Below are 23716 nucleotides of genomic sequence, written 5' to 3'. Positions count from 1 at the left end.
ACTGGGAAGCCTCGATGGCAGTCGAGGCTTCTCTCTTTTTGCGTTGCAACGACAATGACCGAAATCCGCCTCAAGCTGCTCGCGCAAGGCTACCAGCCCATCCCGACGGCTGGCAAGGTGCCCGTGTTGCCGCACTGGACTAAGCGCGGTCGGACGTCAGCCGGCGACATCGAGATGTGGTCCGGACTCTACCCGAACACCAATACCGGCATTTTGTGCGCGACCGTCCCCTGCCTCGACATCGACATCGAGGATGCAGATGCGGCCAATGCCGTCGAAGCGGTCGTCCGCGAACGGTTCGAGGAGCGGGGCGCGATCTGCGTTCGCTTCGGTCGTTCCCCTCGCCGTGCGATCTTCTTCAAGACGGAAACGCCGTTCAAACATACCGAGCGCAAGTTTGCTGCTCCGAACGGCGACACGAAGCAGAAGGTTGAGATGCTGGCCGACGGCAGGCAGGTAATCGTCCACGGCATCCATGAAGGCACCAGCAAGCCCTACTCCTGGTTCGGCGCCGCACTGCACGACACCCCGCGCGACGTTTTGCCTGCAATCGATCAGGCAGAAACGGAAGCCCTGCTGGACGAAATCGCGCACGTGCTCGTCGAGGCGCACGGCTACCGGCTAGCGACGTCCCGCAAGCCCCGCAACGGCCACGAACTCAAGCCCACAAACACCGATTGGGAAGTGCTGCAGCGCGACATTCTTGCCGGGCATTCTCTCCACGACAATTTGCGCGATCTCTCCTGCAAGATGATCTATGCGGGAATGGAGCCGGGCGCCGTCGTGAATTGCCTGCGGGGGCTGATGGAGCAGTCCACCGCCCCGCACGACGAACGCTGGCAGGAGCGTGTCTCCGACATTCCACGCCTCGTTGACGGAGCCGTGAAGCGGAAGACTGAGGCCGCCAAGCCCCCGCCCCACGCCGTTGCCGCTAAACCCGCCGAATCCGGCGCCACGCTCCTTGATGACGTGCGTGCCTTTCTGTGCCGGTTTGTCAGCTACCCTTCCGTGCATGCGGCCGTTGCGCACACTCTTTGGGTCGCACACACGCACCTGATGAGCGCATGGGAGAGCACCGCACGGCTTGCATTCCTTTCGCCGGAACCGGGGTCGGGCAAGACTCGCGCCTTGGAGGTGAGCGAGCCGCTGGTGCCGAGGCCGGTTCACGCCACGAACGTTTCGCCTGCCTATTTGTATCGGAAGTGCGGGGGCGAAGAAGGACCGCCGACGATTCTGTTCGACGAGATCGACGCTATCTTTGGCCCCAAGGCAAGGGAGCATGAGGACGTTCGGTCGTTCCTCAACAGCGGCCACCGCCGCGGCGCCACCTTCGGTCGTTGCATCATCTACGGCAAGCGCGTCGAGACGGAGGACGTGCAGAGCTTCGCTGCCGTCGCGCTGGCAGGGCTGGGCTGGCTGCCGGACTCGATCATGACGCGCAGCGTGGTCATCCGCATGCGGCGGCGCGCGCCCAACGAGCACGTCGAGGCTTTCCGTCACCGCACCCATTCCCCCATCGGGAGGAATCTGTTCCTCCGGCTCGAAGACTGGGCGGCAGCCAAGGCAGACCACGCCGAGGCAGCGCGACCGGAAATGCCCTCAGGCATCGAGGACCGCACCGCAGACGTGTGGGAGCCGCTGCTGGCGGTCGCAGACTTGGCGGGTGGCAAGTGGCCTGAACTGGCGCGCAAAGCTGCCGTCGCGCTGGTTGCCGCCGCGACCACCGATGCACCACAGAGCCTGAACATCCGCCTGCTGTCTGATTTGCGGACGATTTTCGGCGCCGCCGACGCGGCGGTCCAGACGACCGTCCCGCAAGGGCTTCCAACCAAGGCAATTCTGGAGGCGCTGCACGCGCTTGAGGCAGCCCCGTGGAGCCACCTCAAGGAGCCCTTCAACGACCATTCCCTGGCGAGCCGGCTGCATGGCTACGGCATCAAGTCCGACAAGCTCCGGCCGCATGGGGCGAACCAGTGCAAGGGCTACCTCCTCGCCGATCTGGAAGATGCGTGGCGGCGCTATTTGCCCCCTCCCGTCTCTCTCAGTCCCCGAGAAGGCGTCACAACCGTCACAAGCGTCACAAGCGAGGCTGTTCAGGGGGCAGCCGGTGACGCTTGTGACGATTGCAGCGTCACCAGCAAGGATCATCCGTCACATCACAATGCTCAGGCTACAGACGCTGTGACGGATGTGACGGATGTGACGCCTTTTCCGGGCGGCACAGAGAGGCCGACGAGGCTTGCGGTGGAAGGTTCCGAGAAGGGCCTGAGCGTTCGCTTCATCCGCGAGCTTGCCGAGTGGTATCTGGGCAAAGTCGAGGAAGAGCGGCTGGCGACCGGCACGGTCCGGCAGGCGGCACTGGATGCCGAACTGCGCGCGATTCTCTCGGACCACGGTGTTTTCCCCGAGTTCATCGAGATCGAGTCCGAGCGCGTGATGCAGGTCGTTTGCGCCCCCCTGGAGTACGCGGCCAAGTAATGAAGACGCGGACCAGTTCTACCGGCCCGCCGAGATAGTGGAAGTACACGATGACCGGAAAAAAAGCAGCACTCGCGGGAGCCGACACCGAAGTGGTGCACATCACCGCTGCGCGCCGCATGCTCACCGAGACACAGGTGCTCGAGATCATCCCCGTGAGCCGCACCACGCTTTACCGCATGGAGAAGGCAGGCCGGTTTCCGAAGTGCACTTACATCAGCCCGAACCGCCGCGTCTGGTACGAAGACGAAATCGTCAAGTGGCAGAATTCGGTCGATGAATTCAATCCGCGTCGGGCGCGGGGCAAGGGCCGGCGCACGCGCCGGATTGTTGCTGTTGGGGGTTGATTCGAATACGCGCTGAGGATTGGGTTGAAAGCCAGGCCGCGGTACTGCCGGTCGAGCATCGCGACGACTGCTCGCCGGTTGCGATCTTGCAGGTGCGGCTGGTCACGGACCGCGCGCGGACCTGCCGTCCGACTTCACCGAAGCATGGTTACAACATCGTCGGCGGACGATGAGCGAGATGCGCATCCGCCCCGGCTCCGTGCCAACTGAGCGGGTGACGGATGCGCTGCGCGGACAGTCCTTGACCGTCCTCGCGCACTCCAATCACAGACCGCGCCGAAGGGCAGCGGCTGTTCGACGGCGCGTCAGGGCGGAGCGGTTGCTCCTCGGCTGGCTCCACCCGATCCAACCGCGACGGCGACGACATCGATCCGTCGCGCAGGGCTTAGGTGTTTGCTCGCGCGGGTATCCAGCCCGCCTCGCTGATCGAGGACTTACGAGCGCGCCGTCTGTTTGGCGGTAACTTTGAGCGTGGCTTAGGAAATTCTGATTAGATGAGGCCGGTCTTGGTTCGAGCCGTAAACTCCGGCACAATAGGTCCCATCTTGCACATCGGGAATGACGTCCGGGCGTTTGCGAATGATGCCCGTCCATTTTTTGCCCGGATCGAGTTCACAAGGGAGCGCGCCTGTGCCGCCGACTTGCGGGTTGGCGATCATGAAACTCGCGGAAGGCCGAATTCGCCATCTCTTCCATGCGTTGGCGAACCGCAACACAACAAGATTTGTCAAAGTGGTGGTCTGGCCGCGCGATTGATCACCGTTATGGCCATCAGGTTCTTGTCATCATCCGCGCCATGGCCCCCAATCAAAATGGCATCAGGCATCAATGATAGGTTCAGCCGGACCAGTTTCTCGAACCAAGCCCTAAAATTCAGCCCAAACGCGGCGGTAGCCACAACTGCTGCGTAAACTGCAAGCCAAGTTTCGGATTTCATCGTCCCCAATCCCGCATCTCTTGCTGCCACGCCGTCAATGAGAAAGCTACTTCGCCGCCTTCCGTCGCGCGCGAGTTTCTGTGCTTCGGCGATCTGCGCTGACGTCATCTTTTTGGCGAGCTCATCACGGTATTCGACATACATGCCGCGATCTTTTGCTGATGCCCCGGCGGAGGCCAAATTCCACCACATATGCGCCCTGATGAAATCCTGCGGCATTCCCTCTGCATCGCGATACATGAATGCGAGATTGCTTTGCGCCCATGCATGGCCCCCATTGGCGGCGAGCTGAAGCCACTTCGCAGCTTCGGCGTAATCTTGCGGGACGCCGTCGCCACGGCGATAAAGGAAACCCAGTTGAAACTGGGCGCTGGGATAGCCCAGTTCAGCCAATGACCGGAACAGTCTCACCGCCGTTGGATAGTCATCGCGCTTCATCGCGGCGAAGGCGTCGTCCCAAATGTCCTTCGGACCTTCGGCCACCGCAGGCGCGGCAACGCATAGCGCCAGAACGATTGTCGCGATAATCTTGAAGCTCATTTTCCGTTGCCCCTCCCGTCGTTGCCGCGAGCTTGGCTTGTATAGCCGCCCGTATCAAGTGGCGGTCACAGACTTGGCGTGGAGCGACCGGCCCAACGAGCGGGGCGCGCTGTTCCGGCGACTGCGCCTTGACCACGATTAAGAGACTTCGGTTGCGGGATCGGCGAGCAGGTTGCGATCCTTGCGGTATTTCTCAATGGACCGTTAATCCCACCAGCCCACGAACAGCGCAACGTCGTTGTTGATGTCGCTGAATTGAGCGAGCAATTCCTCGTCCTCACGGGGCAGGCTCTTGAGGTCGAAAAAGTGCTTAAACGCATTCCAGCACTGGTTTCTCGTTCGGCGGATTGCCTTACGATCCATATGTGGCTGCGTTGTGAGGATGTGCATCGCAAACGGCTCTTCGCCGTGCGTCTCCGCCAGCCTTTCCGCCACTTCGCCGCCGCTCCTTGTCGCGGACGAACAGGTCAAGCGCCATTGCCAGTTGCGCCTTCGCAACCTTAATCTTCGTCAATGGCCGGATTGGGCTGCTGCTCTCGGTCATGCTGTGGACTTGTCCTCTTTATCGGCCCCGCGCATGACGATCCTGAGCGCATCGTCCTATTTCATTTTTTCCACCTTTGCGGACAGATCGGGGTATCGGCCTATTCTGTAGGTGGCATTCTTGCACGTTAGAACCCACACATCGTAATCCGGCTTTGACAGCTTCGTGTCTCGCGTTGCTTTCTGCGCTACATCGCAAGCAAAGCCTTGGCTTCGGATTTGAGCAGCCAGATCGCTCGCAACCGTTTGCGCTTTGGCAACGCGTCCGAAACCCTCGCCGCTCGACAGCATAGCGAGGAAAAGAATAGCTAAAATCGAAAGAGAATTCTTTGAGCGTAACATTCCTGCCTCCTTCACCCATTCGGGAGAGGATGCGCCGGGCGGCGCGGCAACGGCAAGCCGCTACAGATTGCGGTGGATAGCGTGCCGGGCACAACGGCGGGGACGCGCCGCTCAGTCCTGCTTATCAAGCGGCGGCTCACCGGCTTTGTCGGCCATCTACTGGCAGACATTGGCGATTTCGGTGCGCACCTCGAAGACGACCCGCTCGATGCTGCGCCGGATCGCTAGATCACCACGGCGCGCACCGGGTAGGCAAGCTCGACAGTGCGGTCAACGTGGCACCGGCAATCCCGTCGATTAGCGTATCGACATCCTCTCGGCGCACGAGTTCGCGCTTCTCTTCCATGAGCCGCAGTTGCAGCATCTCGGTCTTGACTTTGACGTGATCAGCGTCCGCCTCCGCCCGCGGCGATTGCTGCCGCTCGCGCCGCAAGTATCGCAGGTAGGCAACGCGGCTCTGATCGAGCGGGAAGCCGTTACTCTGTCGCTGGATTACGCCTTCGGCTTCGAGCTTGCCGATGTAGGTCCTGCTGCAATCGAGGTGCTGTGCCAGCGCGGATGCGCTGACGGTCGCGGGCTGGACGGATTGCCGTCGAGAGGCCGGTTTGGCGACGGGCGAGTGGTCCATGGCGGCGGTATCAGCCATCATGTGTTCGTTCCTATTGCGTCGCCAGCTCACTTCAGCCTTCCGCGGCATAGCGACCGTGGAGCCTATAGCAGTGCACCATCTCCTGAGCCTCCTAGCCAAGCGGTCGCATTGGCGCTGCACGCTCGATTTTGGGTCGTGTCAAATCTTGACCGCATCCGCAAATAGCGTGTCACCCCACTCGTATAGCGGCCGCATGAAGTCGGATTGGGTGTGGATTGCTCGACCCTTGCGGTCGCTCCATTTTCGTCCATAGGTATCGAACGGAAAGTGTCGAATGTAGTAGTCGCAGGTTTCTTCCCAATGTCCGACCGACAATGACTTACCATAGTGTTGGCAGTGCAGACCAGTTTCCACGCGTTCTACGCCGCTGGGCACTCGCCCATTCGCGAAAATGACTTCCAGCCGGTTTCGCCACAGCATTAGAATGTCTCGCTGTTCGGGGCCGAAGAAACGACGAAAATCCAACAGCGCCTGATTGGCCTGATAGGGAGCCTGATCGTCAGGTGTCAAATAGGCGTCGAAAAGTTGAACTCGTACGCCGTCGCAATCGGTAGAATGCGTTCGTTCCATGAACCCGCGTAAATCTCCAGTAACCCGCTCGTCCGGATCGAAGCAAAACATCCACTCGAACTGAAAATGTTCGCGCGCAACCTGCAGCAGGAGACCGCGATGTCGCACCTCGGCGATCCGGCGTGCCTCAATGTCCGCCTCCCACGACCGATTTGCAATAATCAGTGCGACCTTTGGGTGTCCGCTAAGGATTTCGAGCGTGCGATCCGTACTCGCGTCATCATAGGCGATGATGGCATCGACGTGCTTGCCGACGTAGTCCAGGGCGTCTTGGAGAATTAGCGCCTCATCGCGAATACGGGTAATGCCAATCAAAAAGTGCCTACGACCCAGTAGGCTTTTATTGCAAGCAATGATTTTTTCGCCGTCGCGGAGCTGCCAACCACTCGTGCCCGGCATGACTACCACCTGTCCGATAACGAATTAGCCAATGATGGAGCGAAGGCGCAGTAACGGCAAGAGCTAAGAATTTGTAGCGCTGATGTTCGCCCTAGGGGCGCAGCGCATTCTTGAGCAAAGGCCTTGCCTTTCTGTAACTGCAACCACGATTTTCTCGGACCAGATACCATCGATAGGCAGGATCGCGCGGTCCCGGCACAGCTCCTTCTTCCTTACAGTACCTGCAGACCGATGGCGCAGGGTCGCCGTCGTCGGAGGGCCGCCATGGCGGGGGGGCGTGGTACAAATGCATAGATCGCCTCGCAAGGACAGGTCAGCCATGCTCTGAAAGAGCGCCGAAAGACACTTACTCACCTTCAATTGTTCGCTATCCTCTTTGCAACGAAAAGGGGTGCGGTGGCGGGGCTCGTGCATATTGTTGACGACGACCCGTCCTTTCGGACGGCTATGGAGCGTCATTTAAAGCACGCCGGTTATGAAGTCGCTGTCTATGCCTCAGCGCAGGCATTGCTGGATCGCTTACCGACCGTCCCGATCCCGAGCTGCATCCTCCTCGACGTTCAAATCCCCGACTTGGACGGCCTCGCGCTGCAAAAGAAGTTAAGCGAACTCGGCTCGATGTTGCCGATCATATTTCTTACGGGCTACCCCGACATCCCGGCCACGGTGCGCGCGATCAAGGCGGGTGCGGATGACTTTTTCACCAAGCCAGTATCGTCCGACGACCTGCTTCCGGCCATTGAACGCGCGCTGGCGCATCACCAAGCCTCTCGCGAACAGCAGACCAAACTGGGTGTCATTCACGCCCGCATCAGGACACTGACGCCGCGCGAACGACAGGTCTTCGACCTTGTCATTCGGGGCAATATTAACAAGCAGATCGCACACACGCTCGGAACGACCGAGCGCACCATCAAAGCTCACCGTCACGGTGTGATGGAAAAAATGCAGGTTCGCTCGTTAGCCGAGCTGGTGTCTGTTGCCGAGAGGATCGGCGCTATTTCCCCAACCACCGAACACACCCTCTAAGCTGGCAAGATTATCATAGGTAAACGCCACGGCTCGGCAGAGCTGATAGCGTTTATGCACCCCAGAACGGTCAAGTGGTCGCGGTGTGCAAAGTAGGCAGGTCATAGTCGTTGACGACGATCTTGGAATGCTGAGGGCTAACCAGCGGCTCCTCCGGCAGCATGACTATGAGCCGATCCTCTTCTCGTCTGCCGAAGAGCTGGAGCAGCACGCGGACATCGACAAAGCACTCTGCATCATCTTGGACATCGACCTTAACAACCGCAGATCAGGGATCGACCTGCGGCATCAACTCAAGGCCGAAGGCATTGCGGTCCCCGTCATTTTCATCACGGGCAATGCGAGCTCTTCGACCCGCGAGGCTGCACTGCGATCTGGATGCGTCGCATTTTTAACGAAGCCGTTCTCAGCGCACGAGCTGATTGAACCGCTCAAACAGGCGCGCGGCCCGCTGGAGCGCGGGCAGTAGCGCCGCCAGCGAACAGGCCCTAAATTGAGGCCCTGCGGTCTGCCTTGTCTGCAGTCTCCAGTATCGCAAGCTGACTCGCGAGGCCCGTAAAACTGCGAGATATATTCTTCAACACGTTCACTGTTCGCTCGGGTGTGCCGGGTTCAGCGGCCCTGCATCTGAACGCAACGGCGAATTCCCGGCAATCTGCTGCCGTGGGTATCTCAGCAGGTCCGGATCCGCCGATTGCTGGTCGGCGCAGAAGTTCTTCAGATGCGGCGATCTGTGCGCGTGAGCGTTTTATTTGCTCCTGCACGGCTCTTTTTGCGTGCGGATGCTCATCGAGTGTGCTGCGGTGGCTCTCTTCGACGTCCTTACCGGGGTAATAGCGCACGGCTGTTCGCCCCCTGCACGCTTAGATGAAGGTGAATTGTTTCACTCCTAATGAACCTCCGCAAGCCCGGTCAGCTGAGAAAGTCGCGAGCCGACGGGACAGGGAACGACATCATGTCATCGCGTAGTCATCACGCGGTCGCGCAATGGAGCGCGCCGCGCCCCAACCAATGAAGCCGACGCTTCAACAGCGGGACTGACCCAATGATAAGTTCGACCGGATAGGAGCGCCGACAGCGCCCGGCTACACCACACAATGGCAGGCAACTCAGTTGCCGGATATGGACGATGAGCCGACATTCAATAGCTGTGAAATGGCTGTCACGATCTGCGCGGGCGCAAACGGCTTCCGAAGAAGGACACTGTTCGGAACACCCAGCATCGGCCACTCGTCAGCAGCGACACCTGTCATGTAAACCACAGGGAAATTTGGATCGACCGCACGGGCCGCCCGCGCGACGTCCCAACCATTAAATCGACCCAGCAAATTGATGTCGGTGATGAGCGCGCTGTACCGGGTCTGGCGACCCTTCAGCAGAGTGACGGCTTCCTCGCCGGTTCGCGCGGTGGCTGGCTCGAAGCCGCCCTCGTTCAACACGTCTGCGACCATGACTTGAACTGCTTCGTCGTCTTCGACAACAAGTACCGTCGGCAATTCCACGAACTCCCCCCTCCCGTGCTCGCAACCGTGCTGGACGTTACAAAGTGGACAGAATAAGAAAGTTCCGGAGGGGACTAAAAAATTACATTTGCCCCGTCGAGGCGCCCGCTTCTAGTTTCCCTTCTGCTTCTGCCGCAGGAAGTTCACCGAAATCTCCTCGCCGTTGACGCCGTCAAGCTGACAACGACGATAAGCAAGGCCAGTGCAGGAAAGCAGCAAGAAGAACTCCGCCAGTGGCAACCCTTCAATCGAAGTTTCAACTTGGAGTGTTGCGCTCGTCTCGGACACATCCTTGATGGTACATGAACGGCGCCAAGTGCCATCGATGGCCATCATGTGCGCAGGAAGGGCACGCTCAAACGTGACACGCCTTCCGTCTTTGTCTGTTTCCTTCGCCATCTTCGATACCGAACCGTTTTTAGTTCATGTAAGCGAGATGGACTAAGAGGCGGTAACCGCGCGTGGGAAAAAGCGGCACAACAGTTCGCGAGAGATAAGGACGTGATCTCGCGACTAGTTGCCGGACCACGCGCCATATTGCGATGAGTTGTCCCCGCCGAAGGCCATAACAGGCGCTTCCTGCTGCGGCGACCGCTGCTGGTCACGTCGCGCACGGGCCTCTGCCGCGCGCCTCGCCTTTCGCTCAGCGTAGCGGCGCTTCCGGTCCCGTTCTTCGGCATCAGCCTTTCGGGTCTCCACCTTCTCCACCTGCTTTTGGACCGGCAGTTGCACTTCCTTTATCGGCTCCGAAGCTGGCTGCATGACAGGTTGTTGGACCGATGTCTGCTGCTGAGCAAGTTGCTGAGGCGGCTGAGCGGCTTCTGCGGAACTGGGCAGCACAACGCGAACAGGGGCGGGCACCTCGCTAGTAGAACGATGGTGGAGCCCGCTAGGCGCATTCAGGGCTGACCCTGCCGTTAACAATCCACCACCGAAGCCGACCGCCAAAATGACAAAAGTCGTACCGATCCCCGCAAAGAATGCGCCCGTGCCTGTCGCCATTGAACAACTCCCCGTTTGGGTTAGCGAACGCGGCTGCGACAGTTTACGTTCCCGGGTGATAGGGAAGAAGTAGCAGTAACCTATTCGCTCCCACCCCGTCGTCCACACAGCGCCTTCTTCGGGCCAAGCACAGGAGGGATACCGGCTCAGCGGCGGCGTGGTGACGCCCACAGCGACCCGTTCGAAACCGCGTCCGACCGTCTACGGGCCGCCGGATGTGAAACTAGGGCCTAATAGGGCCCGGCCCTTTCCGGCCGGACGCGACGCCGCGCGCCCATCCTGATAAGCCGTTCATTGGTCGAGGCTTTTTAGTTTTCCCCGACCGCCCGAAATGACTGGACGCCAGGACCACACGGTTTTGCCGTACGCACGGCCCGCCATTTCGCCACCGGTTTCGACGACGTTGTGCACGTTGCCGCCGACCTGATGACGAGACGAAGCCTAGCAGCGCCGCTCGTCGGAACGAAGCCTTGGGCTCACGGAGAGCAATCCGCCCTGCCCACGCCTCTCGCACCCGAACGCTGCCGCGTCCACCGCAAGCCCGGCTCGCGAACGTGACGACACAAGATCGCCCCTCAAGAATGAGCCGGGATGAGCGACACATACGCCAATTCCGAATTTCGGTAAAGTGGAATATTTTTATGGAGAGGGGTTGACGGGGTGTGTTGCCCGACGGGGCTGGTGCCGCTCCCCTTAGAGCAACGGATTGGCTGATTTCCACGGAGGTCTAATGACCGAGGGATCTGCCATGGGTCGGGTCACCGCGTCTGTTCTTATTTCGTTCGTGCCGGTCAAGGCTGCCCGCCATGTATTCCGAGCGCCTGACCGGGACGTGGCATCAATTTGCGGTGGACACCTGCGGGCGGTGTCGGAACTGTGCCGCGCCGTTCGTCTTGAGTCCAAGTCCCCGTAATGGAGTGTTGCGTAGCATGGCCCCCCGCGCGAACTGGAAAGGCTTTTTGCGTCTCTCGTTGGTCACCTGTCCCGTGGCGCTCTACCCGGCTACGTCGGAGAGTGAGAAGATCTCCTTCAACCAGCTCAACCGTCAGACCGGTCATCGGATCAAGTAAGTGAAAGTCGACGCCGACACCGGGGACGAGGTGTCCAACGAGGACATCGTCAAGGGCTACCAGCTCGAGAAGGACCAGTTCATCGAGGTGACCAAGGAGGAGCTTGAGGAGATCGCGCTGGAATCCACGCGGACCATCGAGATAGACGAGTTCGTGGACAAGGCCGATATCGATCCGCGCTACCTAATCCGCCCCTACTACATCCGTCCGGACGGAAAAGTCGGCCACGACGCCTTCGCGGTCATCCGCGAGACCATCCGCGAGATGAACAAGGTTGCGATCGGGCGCGTGGTGCTCACCAACCGAGAGCACATCATCGCGCTCGAGCCGATGGACAAGGGCCTGGTCGGCACCTTGCTGCGGTATCCCTACGAGGTCCGTAGCGAGCAAGAATACTTTGAAGAGATCCAGGACGTCAAAGTCACCAAGGACATGCTCGATCTGGCCAAGCACATCGTGAACCAGAAGGCCGGATCGTTCGAGCCGGAGAAGTTCGAGGACCACTACGAGACCGCGCTGATCGAGCTCATAAACCAGAAGCGTGCCGGCAAGCCGATCGTGCCGAAGGATCGGCCGAAAGGCGAGAACGTCGTCGATCTGATGGACGCGCTACGCAAGAGCGTCGGCGGGGCAGCAGCCAAGACCGAGGCTCCGAAAAAGCCTGCCAAGAAGACGAAGAAGGCTGCCGCGGCTCAGAAGGAGATGCTGATGCCGATCGCCGGTAAGAAGCCGGGTAAGGAAGCGGCGAAGAAGCCGACAGCAGGCGCGCGGAGGAAGTCGGCGTGAGTTTGTGAACATCCGGTGATGCCCGATGGCAGTTACGGACTGACATGGAAGAGGTCGCGCATGTCAGGGCTGAGCTGCGGCTCGGCACAGCGGGATGGAATGTTCCGCGAGTCTCGAAGGAAAGAGTTGGCGGGGTAGGTAACCAACTTGAACGCTACGCGCGGGTGTTGAATGCCACGGAGATCAACTCATCATTTCATAAGCCGCACCGGCGTTCGACCTATGAGAAGTGGGCGAACGCGACGCCAGATGATTTCCGCTTTTCGGTAAAGGTGCCGAAGTCTGTTACTCATTCGTCACAGCTTGCGCGGGGTGAACTCGATCGATTCATCGAAGAGAGCGCCGGACTTGGCGCGAAGCTCGGGGTTTTGCTCGTTCAGTTTGCGCCTCGCAGAATGTTCGTTGAGTCCGATGCGGAGTTCCTGTTCCGCGCACTGCAGGAAAGGACCTCGGCCGCTCTCGCTTGCGAGCCGCGTCACGTCAGCTGGTTCACGCCCGAGGTCGGCGCTTGGCTCAGGGAACGTCAGATTGGCCGCGTCGCCGCGGATCCGGCGCGGGTGCCCGATGCCGACCTGCCGGGCGGGTGGCCGTGCCTGTGCTATTTTCGACTGCATGGAGCGCCGCGCATCTACTACTCCGCGTACGACGGCGCGTTCCTTCGGACCCTGAAGCGGCGGCTCGGTGCTGCGTCTTTGTCGAGTGAGACCTGGTGCATCTTCGACAACACCGCCGCCGGGGCAGCACTCGAGAACGCACTAGACTTGCTCGCTTGAAGGGCTTTGCAGCGGCCAGTTGATATCCCTCACGTCCTCCAACTTCGTCGAAGGCTTTGAGGCTCGCACGCACCCGTTGCCATCCGAGCGGCGCGACAGCGCAGGCGACCTAATCGGAACGTGGCGGGCACTCCGGGCACGTATCGCCAATCGAATGCAAAACCTCGCGCACTTGCCCGACGGCCTGATCCGGAGACAAGCCCTCGGGTGGTTCCTGCCTGGCGATATCCAATGCGTGCTCGCGCGCATGCGGGTCGGCCCGGTCCTTCGCCCAGCCGTGCTCCTCGCATTCGTGGATGGCGCCCGCCTCCTGCAGCACGCTGAGCGCCCATCCGCGCAGCGTTCGGATCGCTGGCCGCCTTTCCTTCGTCATCAGCATCGAACTTGCTCCTGCCCGGACGAATCCTTTTGCCCGTCTTCTCGTTCCGAGCGCTTAGCACGCAGCAGGGATTCGCAATCGGCAGAGCTGAGGTTTGTCCCGTGTTCCGCGCTCTGGCACGATCGCGTTCGGCTGCAGCACGGCTCGGCCGAAGAGGCCGCGGAAAGTTTCGATCAGTTCGTAAACTCCCGGAAATCCTACACTCGGACCAATAGCTGTCCCGCTTGGCTTCCCGGTGCTTGGTGGGTCTGGCCCATCCTTAGAATAGATCGCAAGGGTTCTGCCCGCTGAGGCGCGCCCACCCTTCAACTCCGGGCGCCGAACCGTCAAACGCTGTACCACCGCCGCCTTCGCGAAAAACTCGTGATACTAATGTGGTACCATGAAAGTTCGAGGATCCCAGATTAGCAGGAAGTGCCTGATTTTTTGGTAGCGGGAGAGGGACTCGAACCCCCGACCCCAGGATTATGATTCCCGTGCTCTAACCAGCTGAGCTACCCCGCCACAGGGTCGCGAGGGCCGAAACAGCCGATCTCGCGAACGCGCGGCATATAAGGAAGGGGGCGGCGGGCTGTCAATCCGAGTTTGCTTCCGCTTGGGCTAAAGCTTCCGCCTTCGCCAAGGCTTCCGCCTTCGCTAAAGCTTCGGCGGGACATGTCGGCGGGCAGGAATGGATGGGTGTGTTTTGGGCCGAATCTCGGGCCAGATTCGTCATGGCCCGGCTTGTCGCGGCCATCCACGACCTCTTCCCGGCCGCCCACGACCTTTGCGGGCGGCCAGCAGAACGTGGATGCCCGGGACGAGCCCGGGCATGACGGCGAAATTGGGGAAGCGTAACGGGCTTCGCCTACGCCAAGGCTTCGTCGCGACGGGGCTATTTCGGCCGTACCGTCGGGTCGCCGCCGGGGCTGCCGGGGGGCGGGATGACGGGCATGGCGCCGTTCGTGCTGGGCGCCGGGGCGTGCATCTCGGGGTCGACGCCGGAGGGCGGGCAGAGCACGCCGTCCGATTTCGCCAATTTGTCGCCGAGCGGTTCCCGGGACTGGCCGGTGGTGGTGCCGTCAGCGGAGCGGTTCGGGCGGTCCTGCGGCGTACAACCGGTGGCGTGTTGCGGGGATGGCGGCGCGGTTTGTTGCGGCGGCGTCGCCGGGGCGGGCGGGGCCTGCGCGATCGCGCTGCCGGAGGCGGCGATCAGGAGGCTGGCCAGAATGATTTTTGATGTGGTGCGCATGGGAGGGAAACGCGCGGGCGCCGCCGCGTGTTCCGCGCCCCCGATCACGATTTGAGGTAGCGGATCAGCGAAAAGTGTCCCATCGGCGGCATCGGGCGGCGCTCGGCCAGGGTGACGCCGCCGTGTTTGGCGGTCCAGTCGACCAGGCGCTGCCATGGAAACTCGGGGCGCCAGCCGAGGCGACGGGCGAGCGGCGCAAACGCGAGCTCGGAGAGTTTTCGCAAACCCTTTTCCGCGCCGATGTGGTTGACCAGGATCAGCTCGCCGCCGGGCTTCAAGACGCGCACGAACTCGTCGAGCGTGCCCTCGGGATCGGGCACGGCGGTGATGACGTATTGCGCGACCACCGCGTCGAAGAAGTTTTCGGGGAAGGCGAGGTTTTTCGCGTCCATCACCGAGAGCACTTCGACATTGGAGAGCCGCAAGCTCCGCACGCGCGATTGCGCCTTGCGCAGCATCGGCTCGGAGATGTCGACGCCGCAGATCCTTGTGGTGCGCGCATAGTCGGAGAGCGAGAGCCCGGTGCCGACACCGACGTCGAGGATGCGGCCGCCGATGCGGTCGGCCTCGGCGATGGTCGACTGCCTTCCCGCGTCGAACACCTTGCCGAACACGAGATCGTAGACCGGCGCCCAGCGGCCATAGGCCTTCTCGACCCCGGCCCGCGAGATGTCTGCTGCCATGCCCCCTGCCCTATATATTTTTTAGCCGCGGACCGCTTCTGCGAGCGGCCTCGTCGTGCTGCTTGCGGCCTTCGCGGCGGCGCTTTGAATGAAGCCGCCGCCGAGCACGCGGCCCTGGCCACCGGCTGCGTCGTAGAACACGCAGGCCTGTCCCGGCGAAACGCCCTCTTCGCCGGCGACGAGCTCGACCTCGTAATGACCGTTCGCACCGCGCAGCCAAGCGGGCTGGGGCGCGCGGGTCGAGCGCACGCGCACGAACATTTCGAGACCATTGCCGATGGCGCGGTCGATGTCGCCATCGCCGATCCAGTTGACGTCGCGCAACACGATGCGGTGCATCTTCAGCGCCTCGCGCGGGCCGACGACGACGCGGCGGTTGGCGGCCTCCAGCCGCACCACGAACAGCGGTGCGGCGGCTGCGATGCCGAGGCCGCGGCGCTGGCCGATGGTGAAATTGGCGATGCCGTTGTGACGGCCGAGCACGCGGCCGTCGAGATCGACGATGTCGCCGGGGTCCATCGCGTTCGGCCGCAGGCGGGTGATGATGTCGGTGTAGCGCCCGGTCGGCACGAAGCAGATGTCCTGGCTGTCGTGCTTGTCGGCGACCGCGAGCCCAAAGCGCCGCGCCAGCTCGCGCGTCTCGGGCTTGGTCATGTCGCCGAGCGGAAAGCGCAGATAATCGAGCTGCTCCTGCGTGGTCGCGAACAGGAAGTAGCTCTGGTCGCGATCGGCATCGGCGGCACACACCAGCGCGCGCGAGCCGTCGTCGCGGCGCCGCGAGGCGACGTAATGGCCGGTGGCGAGCGCGGTGGCGCCGAGCTCGCGCGCGGTCTTCAAGAGGTCGCGGAACTTGACCGAGCGGTTGCACTCGATGCACGGCACCGGCGTCTCGCCGAGCGCGTAGCTGTCAGCGAAATTATCGATGACGGATTCGCGAAAGCGGTCCTCGTAGTCGAGCACGTAATGGGGAATGCCGAGCTTGGCGGCGACGTCGCGGGCGTCGTGGATATCCTGGCCGGCGCAGCAGGCGCCCTTGCGATGGGTCGCAGCGCCATGGTCGTAGAGCTGCAGCGTGATGCCGACGACGTTGTAGCCTTCCGCCTTCAAAAGCGCAGCCGTCGTCGATGAATCGACGCCGCCCGACATGGCAACGACGACCCTGGTATCCTCAGGACGGCCTTCGAGATCCAGACTGTTGAGCATGGGCCTTAAAGCGTTGTGGACGGCGCGTTGGGCGATCCGCTTGGATGCTTCCGGCGGGACAAAAGCGATCCCCGGGAACCTAGAGTTCCCGAAGGGCGCGGCCTGCCCGGTCGAAAGCGGCTGAGAGCTGTCTCTTTAATATAGGCGGCCTTCCGGTGAAGCAATCACGGACCCCGCAAGGTTTACGGCAATTCTTGCCGGGGAGGCAGAAATGGCGGGGCTCGGGAAGGGCCAGCGGCGGAGCGCCAAATCATCAAGACTTTGATTTTACTCGATAAAATTGCTGCGCGCGAGGGTGGCCCGCTCCTTGCTACCTCTCATGGCGAAGATGTTTCCAAGGGGTTGCCTGTGGTCGGTCGTACGTCAGATGTCGTGGCAAGCGTGCAAGTCCAGAGCGCGCAGCAAAAGCCTGCCCGGTCGCAAGCACCGAAAGAGAGCTCCGCCAACGATTCCTTCGGCTCGCTGGTGGACAGCAATACCCAGGCGATCAGCGACAGCGCGGCGTCCGCCGCGCAGGACTCCCCGCGCCGGACCGATTCATCGTCCTCGGCCTCGGACAAGGGCCCGCGCGATCGTTCGGCGACCGACAAGTCCTCGCAGAGCAAGGCCAGCGACGACGCCGACAATTCCGCGTCCGCCAAAAACGACACCAAGAACGACGCAAAGAGCGACGCCAAGAGCGACTCCACGGCTGATGCGGCCAAGGCTGATAGCAAGACCAAGGACAAACCGGAGGCGTCCGACGCCAAATCGGCCGACACGTCTGCGGACAAGTCCGACGAGACCAAGGGGGACGAGGCCGGCGGCACTGATGGCCTCGCCGCCGCCGTCGATACCGCCGCCGCCGCGCAGATTGACACGACGCAGGCCGCCTTACTCGATCCGAATGCACTCGTGGTGGCCGTGCCGGTCGATCCCAACGCGGCTGCGAACCAGGCCGCCGGCTCCGCCTCCTCGCCGCTGGCGATCGCCGCCGCCGGCATCGCTGCCAGTGCGTCAATCGCAGCGCAGATCGCCGGCACCAAGATCGATACCGCGACGCCGGGCGACAAGAGCGCCAAGACCGCAAGTGCCATGGTCGATGCCGACACCTCGGCGACGCTGGCCGATGCCGCGACCGGGGCGACCGATTCGACCGCGACGGATGCGAAGACAAATGCCGGCCTGATTGCCGCCGTCGACCAGGGCACGCCAAAAACCTCGTTCCAGGCCGCAGCCCTCGCGCAAGGCGGGAGCGACGTCTCCAATATCGGCCAGGATACCGGCAAGGCCAACGCCGCGCAGACCGCGGCGACGGCTGCGTCCGCCAACACGGCGCATCCGCAAGCCGACAAGCCAGCAATGGACGCGAACGCAGCCGAGGCCAAGGCTGGGACTTCCGACCGCACCGCCGATGCGGCACCCGCGACGGCAACTCATCATGCCCATGGGGGCACGCAGGCCGCTGTCCCCACCAACGACAGCAGCGCGCAGGCGGCATCCGCCATTCAAGCGCCGCTGACCAATACGACTTCGGCCGCGACCGCATCGACCGCGACGCTCACGGCGACCGCGGCGAATGCCAACGCCATTCCGATCAGCGGCGTGCCGATCGAAATTGCCGCCGCCGCACGCGCGGGCAAGACCCGGTTCGACATCAGCCTCGATCCGCTCGACCTCGGCCGCATCGACGTCCGCATCAATGTCGACCGCAACGGCCAGGTCACCTCGCATCTCACCGTCGAGAAGCCGGAGACGCTGCAGATGCTGCGGCAGGACGCGCCGCAATTGCAGCGCGCGCTCGACGATGCCGGCCTCAAGACCGGCAGCAACGGGCTGTCCTTCAGCCTGCGCGACCAGAATTCATCGGGCCAGCACTCCGGCCAGAATAACGACAATGGCGGCAATGCCCGCCGGCTGATCATCAGCGACGAGGACGCAGTTCCCGCTGCCCCGGTCGGGCGCAGCTACGGCCGCATGCTCGGATCGAGCAGCGGCGTCGACATCAGAGTGTGAGGAGTATCGAGACATGACCACCACGAATTCCGCCACCGCCCCATCCGTTGTCTCCGGCACGACCGACCTGCCGAAATCCTCGTCGAACACGAGCCTGGGCTCGAACACCGGCGCGACGCTGGCCGGCAACTTCCAGACCTTCCTGACGCTGCTGACGACGCAGCTGCAGAACCAGAACCCGCTCGATCCGCTCGACACCAACCAATTCACCCAGCAGCTGGTACAGTTCGCCGGCGTTGAGCAGCAGCTCAAGACCAACGACTCGCTGTCCCAACTCGTCACCCTGCAACAGACCACGCAGGCGACCCAGGCGCTCGGCTTCGTCGGCAAGACCGCCCTGGTCGACGGCACGACCGGGACCATGACGAATTCGTCGGCGACCTGGCATCTCAACGTGCCCAGCGACGCCACCGTCGACATCACCATCGCCAATGCCAGCGGCCAGACCGTGTTCACCGGCAAATACACCGCCGGCGCGGGCACCGACGTCCCGTTCACCTGGAACGGAATGGGCAATGACGGCACGCAATGGCCCGACGGCAAGTACACGATCTCGGCCACGGGTAAGGATGTCGCCAACAACAATGTCGGTATCGCCGCGCAGGTGCAGGGCACGGTGTCGTCCGTCGACCTGACCCAGTCGCCGCCGCTGCTGACCATCGACGGCGCCAGCTACACCCTGAGCCAGGTCAAGAGCATCATCGCGACGGCCAGCAATTAAAGGCGGAATGCCGCTGGATAATCGGTGTCGTCCTGGCGAAAGCCAGGACCCATAACCACCGCAAGCCGTTTTGGTGCGAGGACGTGACCCCGAGTCGTCGTAGCGACTACTCCCTGGGGTAATGGGTCCCGGCTTTCGCCAGGACGACAATTGGAGCCTTGCGACACCCCGCGCAGGCCTCGTTCGTTAGTAAAGTATTTACGAACACCCCCTCGGCCCGCCTGGACGCACCGTCCCGCCGGTCGAGACGGCTGCGTTCCAGCCATTTTCAACGAGAATTGTATTGAAGCCTTAGGCTTAGCGGATTTTTAAGCCGGCGGGCGTAGGGTTCCTGAGTGAGTTCAGTGGTTGAGAGTTTGTGAGTACGCCATGACAGAACCCCATCGCCCGAGGGTAAAATACGTCATCGGGCCGGACGGTAGTCCGTTGACGATTGCGGATCTGCCTGCACCCGGCACCAAACGCTGGGTCATCCGCCGCAAGGCCGAGGTCGTCGCCGCAGTCCGTGGCGGTCTTCTCTCCCTCGAGGAGGCCTGCAGCCGTTACACCCTGACGGTTGACGAATTCCTCTCCTGGCAGTTTTCGATCGACCAGCATGGTCTGGCGGGACTTCGCACCACCCGTATCCAGCAATATCGCCAGTAGGCAATCCGGAAATCTGCGGCTTTTGACGAAAATCGGCCTCGCCTTGCGAGGCCGATTTTTTTCACGTTTCGTTTTGGCGCTACTTTTGTCGCAGCTCTTAACCTTCGTTAACCATATCGAAACCATCACCTAGGCAATAATTGCCCAGTCGGCCTTTCCTGTGAAAGCAGCCGAATCTGTCGGGGCGGTTGCTTGCAAGGTCTTGCGGACTTTCTGAAGGGTATCGGAGCCGCCCGGTTCGGGGCGATGATCGCGGTCACCGCCGCGCTCGTCGGCTTCTTTGCGTTCGTCATCATGCGCGTCACCACGCCGCAGATGACGACTCTGTTCACCGACCTCAGCGTCGAGGATTCCTCGGGCATCATCAAGGACCTGGAGCGCCAGGGCATCCAGTTCGAGCTACGTAACGAGGGCACCATCATCATGGTGCCCAAGGACAAGGTCACCCGCCTGCGGATGAAGCTCGCCGAGGGTGGCCTGCCCAAGGGCGGCGGCGTCGGCTACGAGGTGTTCGACAAGTCGGATGCGCTCGGCACCACCTCTTTCGTCCAGAACATCAACCATCTCCGCGCGCTGGAAGGCGAGCTCGCCCGCACCATCCGCGCCATCGACCGCATCCAGGCCGCCCGCGTCCATCTGGTGCTGCCCGAGCGTCCGCTGTTCTCGCGCGAGGCGCCGGAGCCGTCGGCCTCGATCGTGGTTCGGGTCCGCGGCGCGCTGGAGGCCCAGCAGATCCGCGCCATCCGCCACCTCGTCGCCTCGGCCGTGAACGGGCTGAAGCCGCAGCGGGTCTCGATCGTCGACGAGACCGGCCAGCTGCTCGCCGACGGCGCCCAGACCGACCCCGACCAGCAGATCGGCGACGAGCGCCGCACCGCCTTCGAGAAGCGGATGCGCAAGCAGGTCGAGGACATCGTCTCCTCCGTGGTGGGCACGGGGCGCGCCCGGGTCCAGCTCTCCGCCGATTTCGACTTCAACAAGATTACCCAGACCTCGGACAAGTACGATCCCGAAGGCCGCGTGCTGCGCTCGAGCCAGACCCGCGAAGAGCAGAGCATGACCGCCGACAACAACGGCCAGGTCACCGTCAACAACGAGTTGCCGGGCAACCAGCAGAACGGCGGCGTCGCGGCCAAGGACCAGAGCAAGAAGAGCGAAGAGACCAACAATTACGAGATCTCCCGCACCACCAAGACCGAGGTCACCGAGGCCGGCCGGGTCAACCGCATCTCGGTCGCGGTGCTGGTCGACGGCATCTACTCCAAGAACGAGAAGGGCGATCTGGCCTACCAGGAACGCACCAAGGAGCAGCTCGACCGAATCGCCACGCTGGTGCGCTCGGCGATCGGCTTCGACCAGAAGCGCGGCGACCAGGTCGAGGTCGTCAATCTGCGCTTTGCCGATGCTCCCTCCACCACCCCGATCGCGGAGCCGAGCGGCTTGCTCGGCATGCTCCAGTTCACCAAGGACGACGTCATGTACTTCGTCGAGCTCGGCGTGATGATGCTGCTCGGCCTGGTCGTGCTGTTCCTGGTGATCCGCCCGCTGGTCAGGCGGATCCTGGCATCCGACGAAGTCGCGGCCGCCATCTCCGGCGTCCTCACCGGTCCCGCCGCGAGCGACGAAGCAGCGCCCAGCGGCCAGCCGCTCCTCCCGAGTGGCGCCGCGAGCGCGATCGACGTCGCCACCGTCCAGGGCCAGGTCCATGCCCAATCCGTCCATCGTGTCGGCGAACTCGCCGAGCGCAATCCCAACGAGACCGTCGCCATCATCCGCCAATGGCTGACCGAACCCACAAAATAATCGAGAAGTGATCTGACATGGCCGCTGCCCTGCAAAACGCCAATTCCAACGACATCACCAGCGTGATCTCCACGCTCGGTCAGCGTGCCGGCAGCCGTGCAGGCGCGAAGGTCGAAGCCGTGGCGGGGCCGAAGCGCGCCGCGATCCTGATGCTGGCGCTCGGCGAGCAATATGGCGGCAAGATCTGGGGCTTGCTCGACGACGACGAGGTGCGCCAGCTCTCGCTGGAGATGTCGACGCTCGGCACCGTCGAGGTCGACACCGTGGAGGACATGCTGCTCGAGTTCGTCTCGCGGATGTCGGCCTCCGGCGCGCTGATGGGCAATTTCGACGCCACCGAGCGGCTGCTCCAGCAATATCTGGCCCCCGAGCGCGTCAACGGCATCATGGACGAAATCCGCGGCCCCGCCGGCCGCAACATGTGGGAGAAGCTCTCCAACGTGCAGGAAGAGGTGCTCGCCAACTATCTCAAGAACGAATATCCGCAGACCATCGCGGTGGTGCTGTCGAAGCTGAAGCCGGAACACGCCGCGCGCGTGCTCGGCATCTTCCCGGAGGATCTGGCCCTCGACGTCGTCAACCGCATGCTGAAGATGGAGGCGGTGCAGAAGGAAGTGATCGAGAGCGTAGAGAAGACGCTGCGCACCGAGTTCATGTCCAATTTGTCACAGACCCGCCGACGCGACGCCCACGAGGTGATGGCGGAAATCTTCAACAATTTCGACCGCCAGACCGAAACCCGCTTCATCACCTCGCTGGAAGAGGACAACCGCGAATCGGCCGAGCGCATCAAGGCGCTGATGTTCACCTTCGATGACCTCGTGAAGCTCGATTCCGGCTCCGCCCAGACCCTGATGCGCAACGTCGACAAGGACAAGCTCGGCGTCGCGCTCAAGAGCGCCAACGAGGACGTCCGCAACTTCTTCTTCGGCAACATGTCCTCGCGTGCGGCAAAAATGCTCCAGGACGACATGGCGGCGATGGGTCCGGTCCGCCTGCGCGACGTCGACGAGGCCCAGGCGCTGCTGGTCAACCTCGCCAAGGACCTCGCGGCCAAGGGCGAGATCATGCTGACCAAGAACCGCGCCGACGACGAGCTGGTGTATTGATGGCCGCTCCGGCAAAATTCCTGTTCGACAACGACTTCGCCGCGCCCGACCGGACGCGCGAGAAGGCCGCAACCGCGGCCGAGATCGCCCAGAAGGTCGCGGAAGCCGAGGCGCGCGCCTATCAGGACGGCTTCGCCGCCGGCCAACGCGAGGCCAAGGCCGAGAGCGACCGCCGTGTCGCGCTCGCCATGGAAGAGATCAACATCGCCATCCGGGGCATCGCCTCAGGCATCGGCAACATCGAATCCAAGATGGAGACCGAAGCGGTCGACGTCGCGGTCGCAGTGGCGCGCAAGCTGTGCGCCGATCTGGTCGCCGCCGAGCCGCTCGGCGAGATCGTCGCGCTGGTCAAGGACTGCTTCTCACATCTGGTCGCGACGCCGCATCTCGTCGTCCGCATCAACGACGCGCTCTACGATTCCGCGCGCGAGAACATCGAGCGGCTGGCCAGGCAGAACGGCTTCGAAGGCCGGCTGGTGATCCTGGCCGAGCCCGAGATTGCCACCGGCGACTGCCGGATCGAATGGGCCGATGGTGGCGTCGTGCTGGAGCGCGCCGCCATCGCGGCCAAGATTGACGAAATGGTGGGACGCTATGTTGCGTCCCGCAGGGGGAGCTAAGCCATGAGCGACACCGACGGACAGGTCCCGCTGCCCGATCTCAACGGCCCGATGCCGCCTGCCGGCACCGACGTCGGCTACAACGAGGACGAATACGCGACGCGCGCCGCCGCCGACCTCGAGGCCGTGTTCGACGTGCCGGTGCAGGTTTCGGCCGTGCTCGGCCGCTCCAAGATGGACGTCAGCGAGCTGTTGAAGCTCGGACCCGGGACGGTGCTTGAGCTCGACCGGCGCGTCGGCGAGGCCATCGACATCTACGTCAACAACAAGCTGGTCGCCCGCGGCGAAGTCGTCCTGGTCGAGGACAAGCTCGGCGTGACCATGACCGAAATCATCAAGACTGAACGCGCCTAAAGCGAC

The 23716-nt window shown here is 62.5% G+C and carries 24 protein-coding genes, 1 tRNA gene and 1 pseudogene; 13 read left to right on the top strand and 13 right to left on the bottom strand.

What is annotated here, in order from left to right:
• Nucleotides 1-54: 54 nt before the first annotated feature.
• A complete protein-coding gene (locus tag ABIC03_RS18580; protein ID WP_354059913.1) occupies nt 55-2478 on the top strand; it encodes a DUF3631 domain-containing protein in 2424 nt (807 codons plus the stop codon).
• 50 nt (nt 2479-2528) lie between these two features.
• Entirely contained in the window at nt 2529-2825 is a 297-nt protein-coding gene (locus tag ABIC03_RS18575) for a helix-turn-helix transcriptional regulator (RefSeq protein WP_354059911.1), read from the top strand.
• 727 nt (nt 2826-3552) lie between these two features.
• Here the strand turns inward: ABIC03_RS18575 and ABIC03_RS18570 are convergent.
• From ABIC03_RS18570 to ABIC03_RS18550, 5 genes are all read right to left on the bottom strand, one after another.
• Complete coding sequence (locus ABIC03_RS18570; protein WP_354059908.1) at nt 3553-4302, bottom strand: tetratricopeptide repeat protein; 750 nt, start codon at nt 4300-4302, stop codon at nt 3553-3555.
• Between the two features lie 204 nt (nt 4303-4506).
• Nucleotides 4507-4737: a hypothetical protein gene (locus ABIC03_RS18565; protein ID WP_354059906.1), complete on the bottom strand. Its 231-nt coding sequence runs from the start codon at nt 4735-4737 to the stop codon at nt 4507-4509.
• Nucleotides 4738-4902: 165 nt separating this feature from the next.
• Entirely contained in the window at nt 4903-5187 is a 285-nt protein-coding gene (locus tag ABIC03_RS18560; protein ID WP_354059904.1) for a hypothetical protein, read from the bottom strand.
• 229 nt (nt 5188-5416) lie between these two features.
• On the bottom strand, nt 5417-5836 hold the full coding sequence (locus ABIC03_RS18555; RefSeq protein ID WP_354059902.1) for a hypothetical protein: 420 nt from the start codon (nt 5834-5836) through the stop codon (nt 5417-5419).
• 138 nt (nt 5837-5974) lie between these two features.
• Nucleotides 5975-6805, bottom strand: a complete 831-nt coding sequence (locus ABIC03_RS18550; RefSeq protein ID WP_354059900.1) for a glycosyltransferase family protein — start codon at nt 6803-6805, stop codon at nt 5975-5977.
• 396 nt (nt 6806-7201) lie between these two features.
• On the opposite strand from ABIC03_RS18550, the gene ABIC03_RS18545 reads away from it, so the two are divergent.
• Complete coding sequence (locus ABIC03_RS18545) at nt 7202-7834, top strand: response regulator transcription factor (protein WP_354059898.1); 633 nt, start codon at nt 7202-7204, stop codon at nt 7832-7834.
• Nucleotides 7835-7919: 85 nt separating this feature from the next.
• Nucleotides 7920-8303, top strand: coding sequence for a response regulator transcription factor (locus ABIC03_RS18540; RefSeq protein WP_354059896.1), 384 nt, complete (start codon nt 7920-7922; stop codon nt 8301-8303).
• Nucleotides 8304-8943: 640 nt separating this feature from the next.
• Here ABIC03_RS18540 and ABIC03_RS18535 read toward each other — a convergent pair.
• The 3 genes from ABIC03_RS18535 to ABIC03_RS18525 all read right to left on the bottom strand — a co-directional run bounded on the left by ABIC03_RS18535 (nt 8944) and on the right by ABIC03_RS18525 (nt 10338).
• The gene (locus tag ABIC03_RS18535) at nt 8944-9330 is read right to left on the bottom strand and encodes a response regulator (RefSeq protein ID WP_354060866.1); all 387 of its coding nucleotides are present in this window, start codon (nt 9328-9330) and stop codon (nt 8944-8946) included.
• A gap of 117 nt (nt 9331-9447) precedes the next feature.
• Nucleotides 9448-9735 (bottom strand): PilZ domain-containing protein, encoded by a 288-nt coding sequence (locus ABIC03_RS18530; protein WP_354059894.1) that lies wholly within the window; start codon nt 9733-9735, stop codon nt 9448-9450.
• A 114-nt stretch (nt 9736-9849) separates the two neighbouring features.
• On the bottom strand, nt 9850-10338 hold the full coding sequence (locus ABIC03_RS18525; RefSeq protein ID WP_354059892.1) for a hypothetical protein: 489 nt from the start codon (nt 10336-10338) through the stop codon (nt 9850-9852).
• A 929-nt stretch (nt 10339-11267) separates the two neighbouring features.
• Between ABIC03_RS18525 and ku the strand changes: the two are divergent.
• Together ku and ABIC03_RS18515 are read left to right on the top strand one after the other, a co-directional pair.
• Nucleotides 11268-12194, top strand: a pseudogene (gene ku, locus ABIC03_RS18520) (non-homologous end joining protein Ku).
• Nucleotides 12195-12238: 44 nt separating this feature from the next.
• Nucleotides 12239-12967 carry a DUF72 domain-containing protein gene (locus ABIC03_RS18515; protein WP_354059890.1) on the top strand — a complete coding sequence of 243 codons (729 nt, stop codon included), beginning with the start codon at nt 12239-12241 and terminating at the stop codon, nt 12965-12967.
• 109 nt (nt 12968-13076) lie between these two features.
• Here ABIC03_RS18515 and ABIC03_RS18510 read toward each other — a convergent pair whose 3' ends face one another.
• From ABIC03_RS18510 to mnmA, 5 genes are all read right to left on the bottom strand, one after another.
• Entirely contained in the window at nt 13077-13346 is a 270-nt protein-coding gene (locus tag ABIC03_RS18510; protein WP_275169478.1) for a hypothetical protein, read from the bottom strand.
• A 427-nt stretch (nt 13347-13773) separates the two neighbouring features.
• Nucleotides 13774-13850: transfer RNA gene (locus ABIC03_RS18505), tRNA-Met, on the bottom strand.
• Nucleotides 13851-14220: 370 nt separating this feature from the next.
• A complete protein-coding gene (locus tag ABIC03_RS18500) occupies nt 14221-14577 on the bottom strand; it encodes a hypothetical protein (protein WP_027519907.1) in 357 nt (118 codons plus the stop codon).
• Nucleotides 14578-14621: 44 nt separating this feature from the next.
• A complete protein-coding gene (locus ABIC03_RS18495) occupies nt 14622-15260 on the bottom strand; it encodes a class I SAM-dependent methyltransferase (RefSeq protein WP_354059888.1) in 639 nt (212 codons plus the stop codon).
• A gap of 21 nt (nt 15261-15281) precedes the next feature.
• Nucleotides 15282-16463, bottom strand: a complete 1182-nt coding sequence (mnmA, locus tag ABIC03_RS18490; protein ID WP_354059886.1) for a tRNA 2-thiouridine(34) synthase MnmA — start codon at nt 16461-16463, stop codon at nt 15282-15284.
• A gap of 348 nt (nt 16464-16811) precedes the next feature.
• Here mnmA and ABIC03_RS18485 point away from each other — a divergent pair, with 348 nt between their 5' ends.
• From ABIC03_RS18485 to fliN, 7 genes are all read left to right on the top strand, one after another.
• The gene (locus ABIC03_RS18485; RefSeq protein ID WP_354059884.1) at nt 16812-18458 is read left to right on the top strand and encodes a flagellar hook-length control protein FliK; all 1647 of its coding nucleotides are present in this window, start codon (nt 16812-16814) and stop codon (nt 18456-18458) included.
• Nucleotides 18459-18471: 13 nt separating this feature from the next.
• Entirely contained in the window at nt 18472-19179 is a 708-nt protein-coding gene (locus ABIC03_RS18480; RefSeq protein ID WP_275169509.1) for a flagellar hook assembly protein FlgD, read from the top strand.
• Nucleotides 19180-19548: 369 nt separating this feature from the next.
• On the top strand, nt 19549-19824 hold the full coding sequence (gene sciP, locus ABIC03_RS18475) for a CtrA inhibitor SciP (RefSeq protein ID WP_002714638.1): 276 nt from the start codon (nt 19549-19551) through the stop codon (nt 19822-19824).
• Nucleotides 19825-20016: 192 nt separating this feature from the next.
• Nucleotides 20017-21627, top strand: coding sequence for a flagellar basal-body MS-ring/collar protein FliF (fliF, locus tag ABIC03_RS18470; RefSeq protein WP_354059881.1), 1611 nt, complete (start codon nt 20017-20019; stop codon nt 21625-21627).
• Between the two features lie 17 nt (nt 21628-21644).
• Nucleotides 21645-22736 carry a flagellar motor switch protein FliG gene (gene fliG / locus ABIC03_RS18465; protein ID WP_354059879.1) on the top strand — a complete coding sequence of 364 codons (1092 nt, stop codon included), beginning with the start codon at nt 21645-21647 and terminating at the stop codon, nt 22734-22736.
• Nucleotides 22736-23356: a FliH/SctL family protein gene (locus ABIC03_RS18460; protein WP_219681649.1), complete on the top strand. Its 621-nt coding sequence runs from the start codon at nt 22736-22738 to the stop codon at nt 23354-23356. The genes fliG and ABIC03_RS18460 overlap by 1 nt, the downstream gene beginning before the upstream one ends.
• Before the next feature lie 3 nt (nt 23357-23359).
• Entirely contained in the window at nt 23360-23710 is a 351-nt protein-coding gene (fliN, locus tag ABIC03_RS18455; RefSeq protein ID WP_007614079.1) for a flagellar motor switch protein FliN, read from the top strand.
• Nucleotides 23711-23716 lie beyond the last annotated feature (6 nt).

This window comes from Bradyrhizobium sp. RT6a (assembly GCF_040547675.1).
Classification (GTDB): domain Bacteria; phylum Pseudomonadota; class Alphaproteobacteria; order Rhizobiales; family Xanthobacteraceae; genus Bradyrhizobium.
This window is presented reverse-complemented; position numbering and strand designations above follow the sequence as displayed.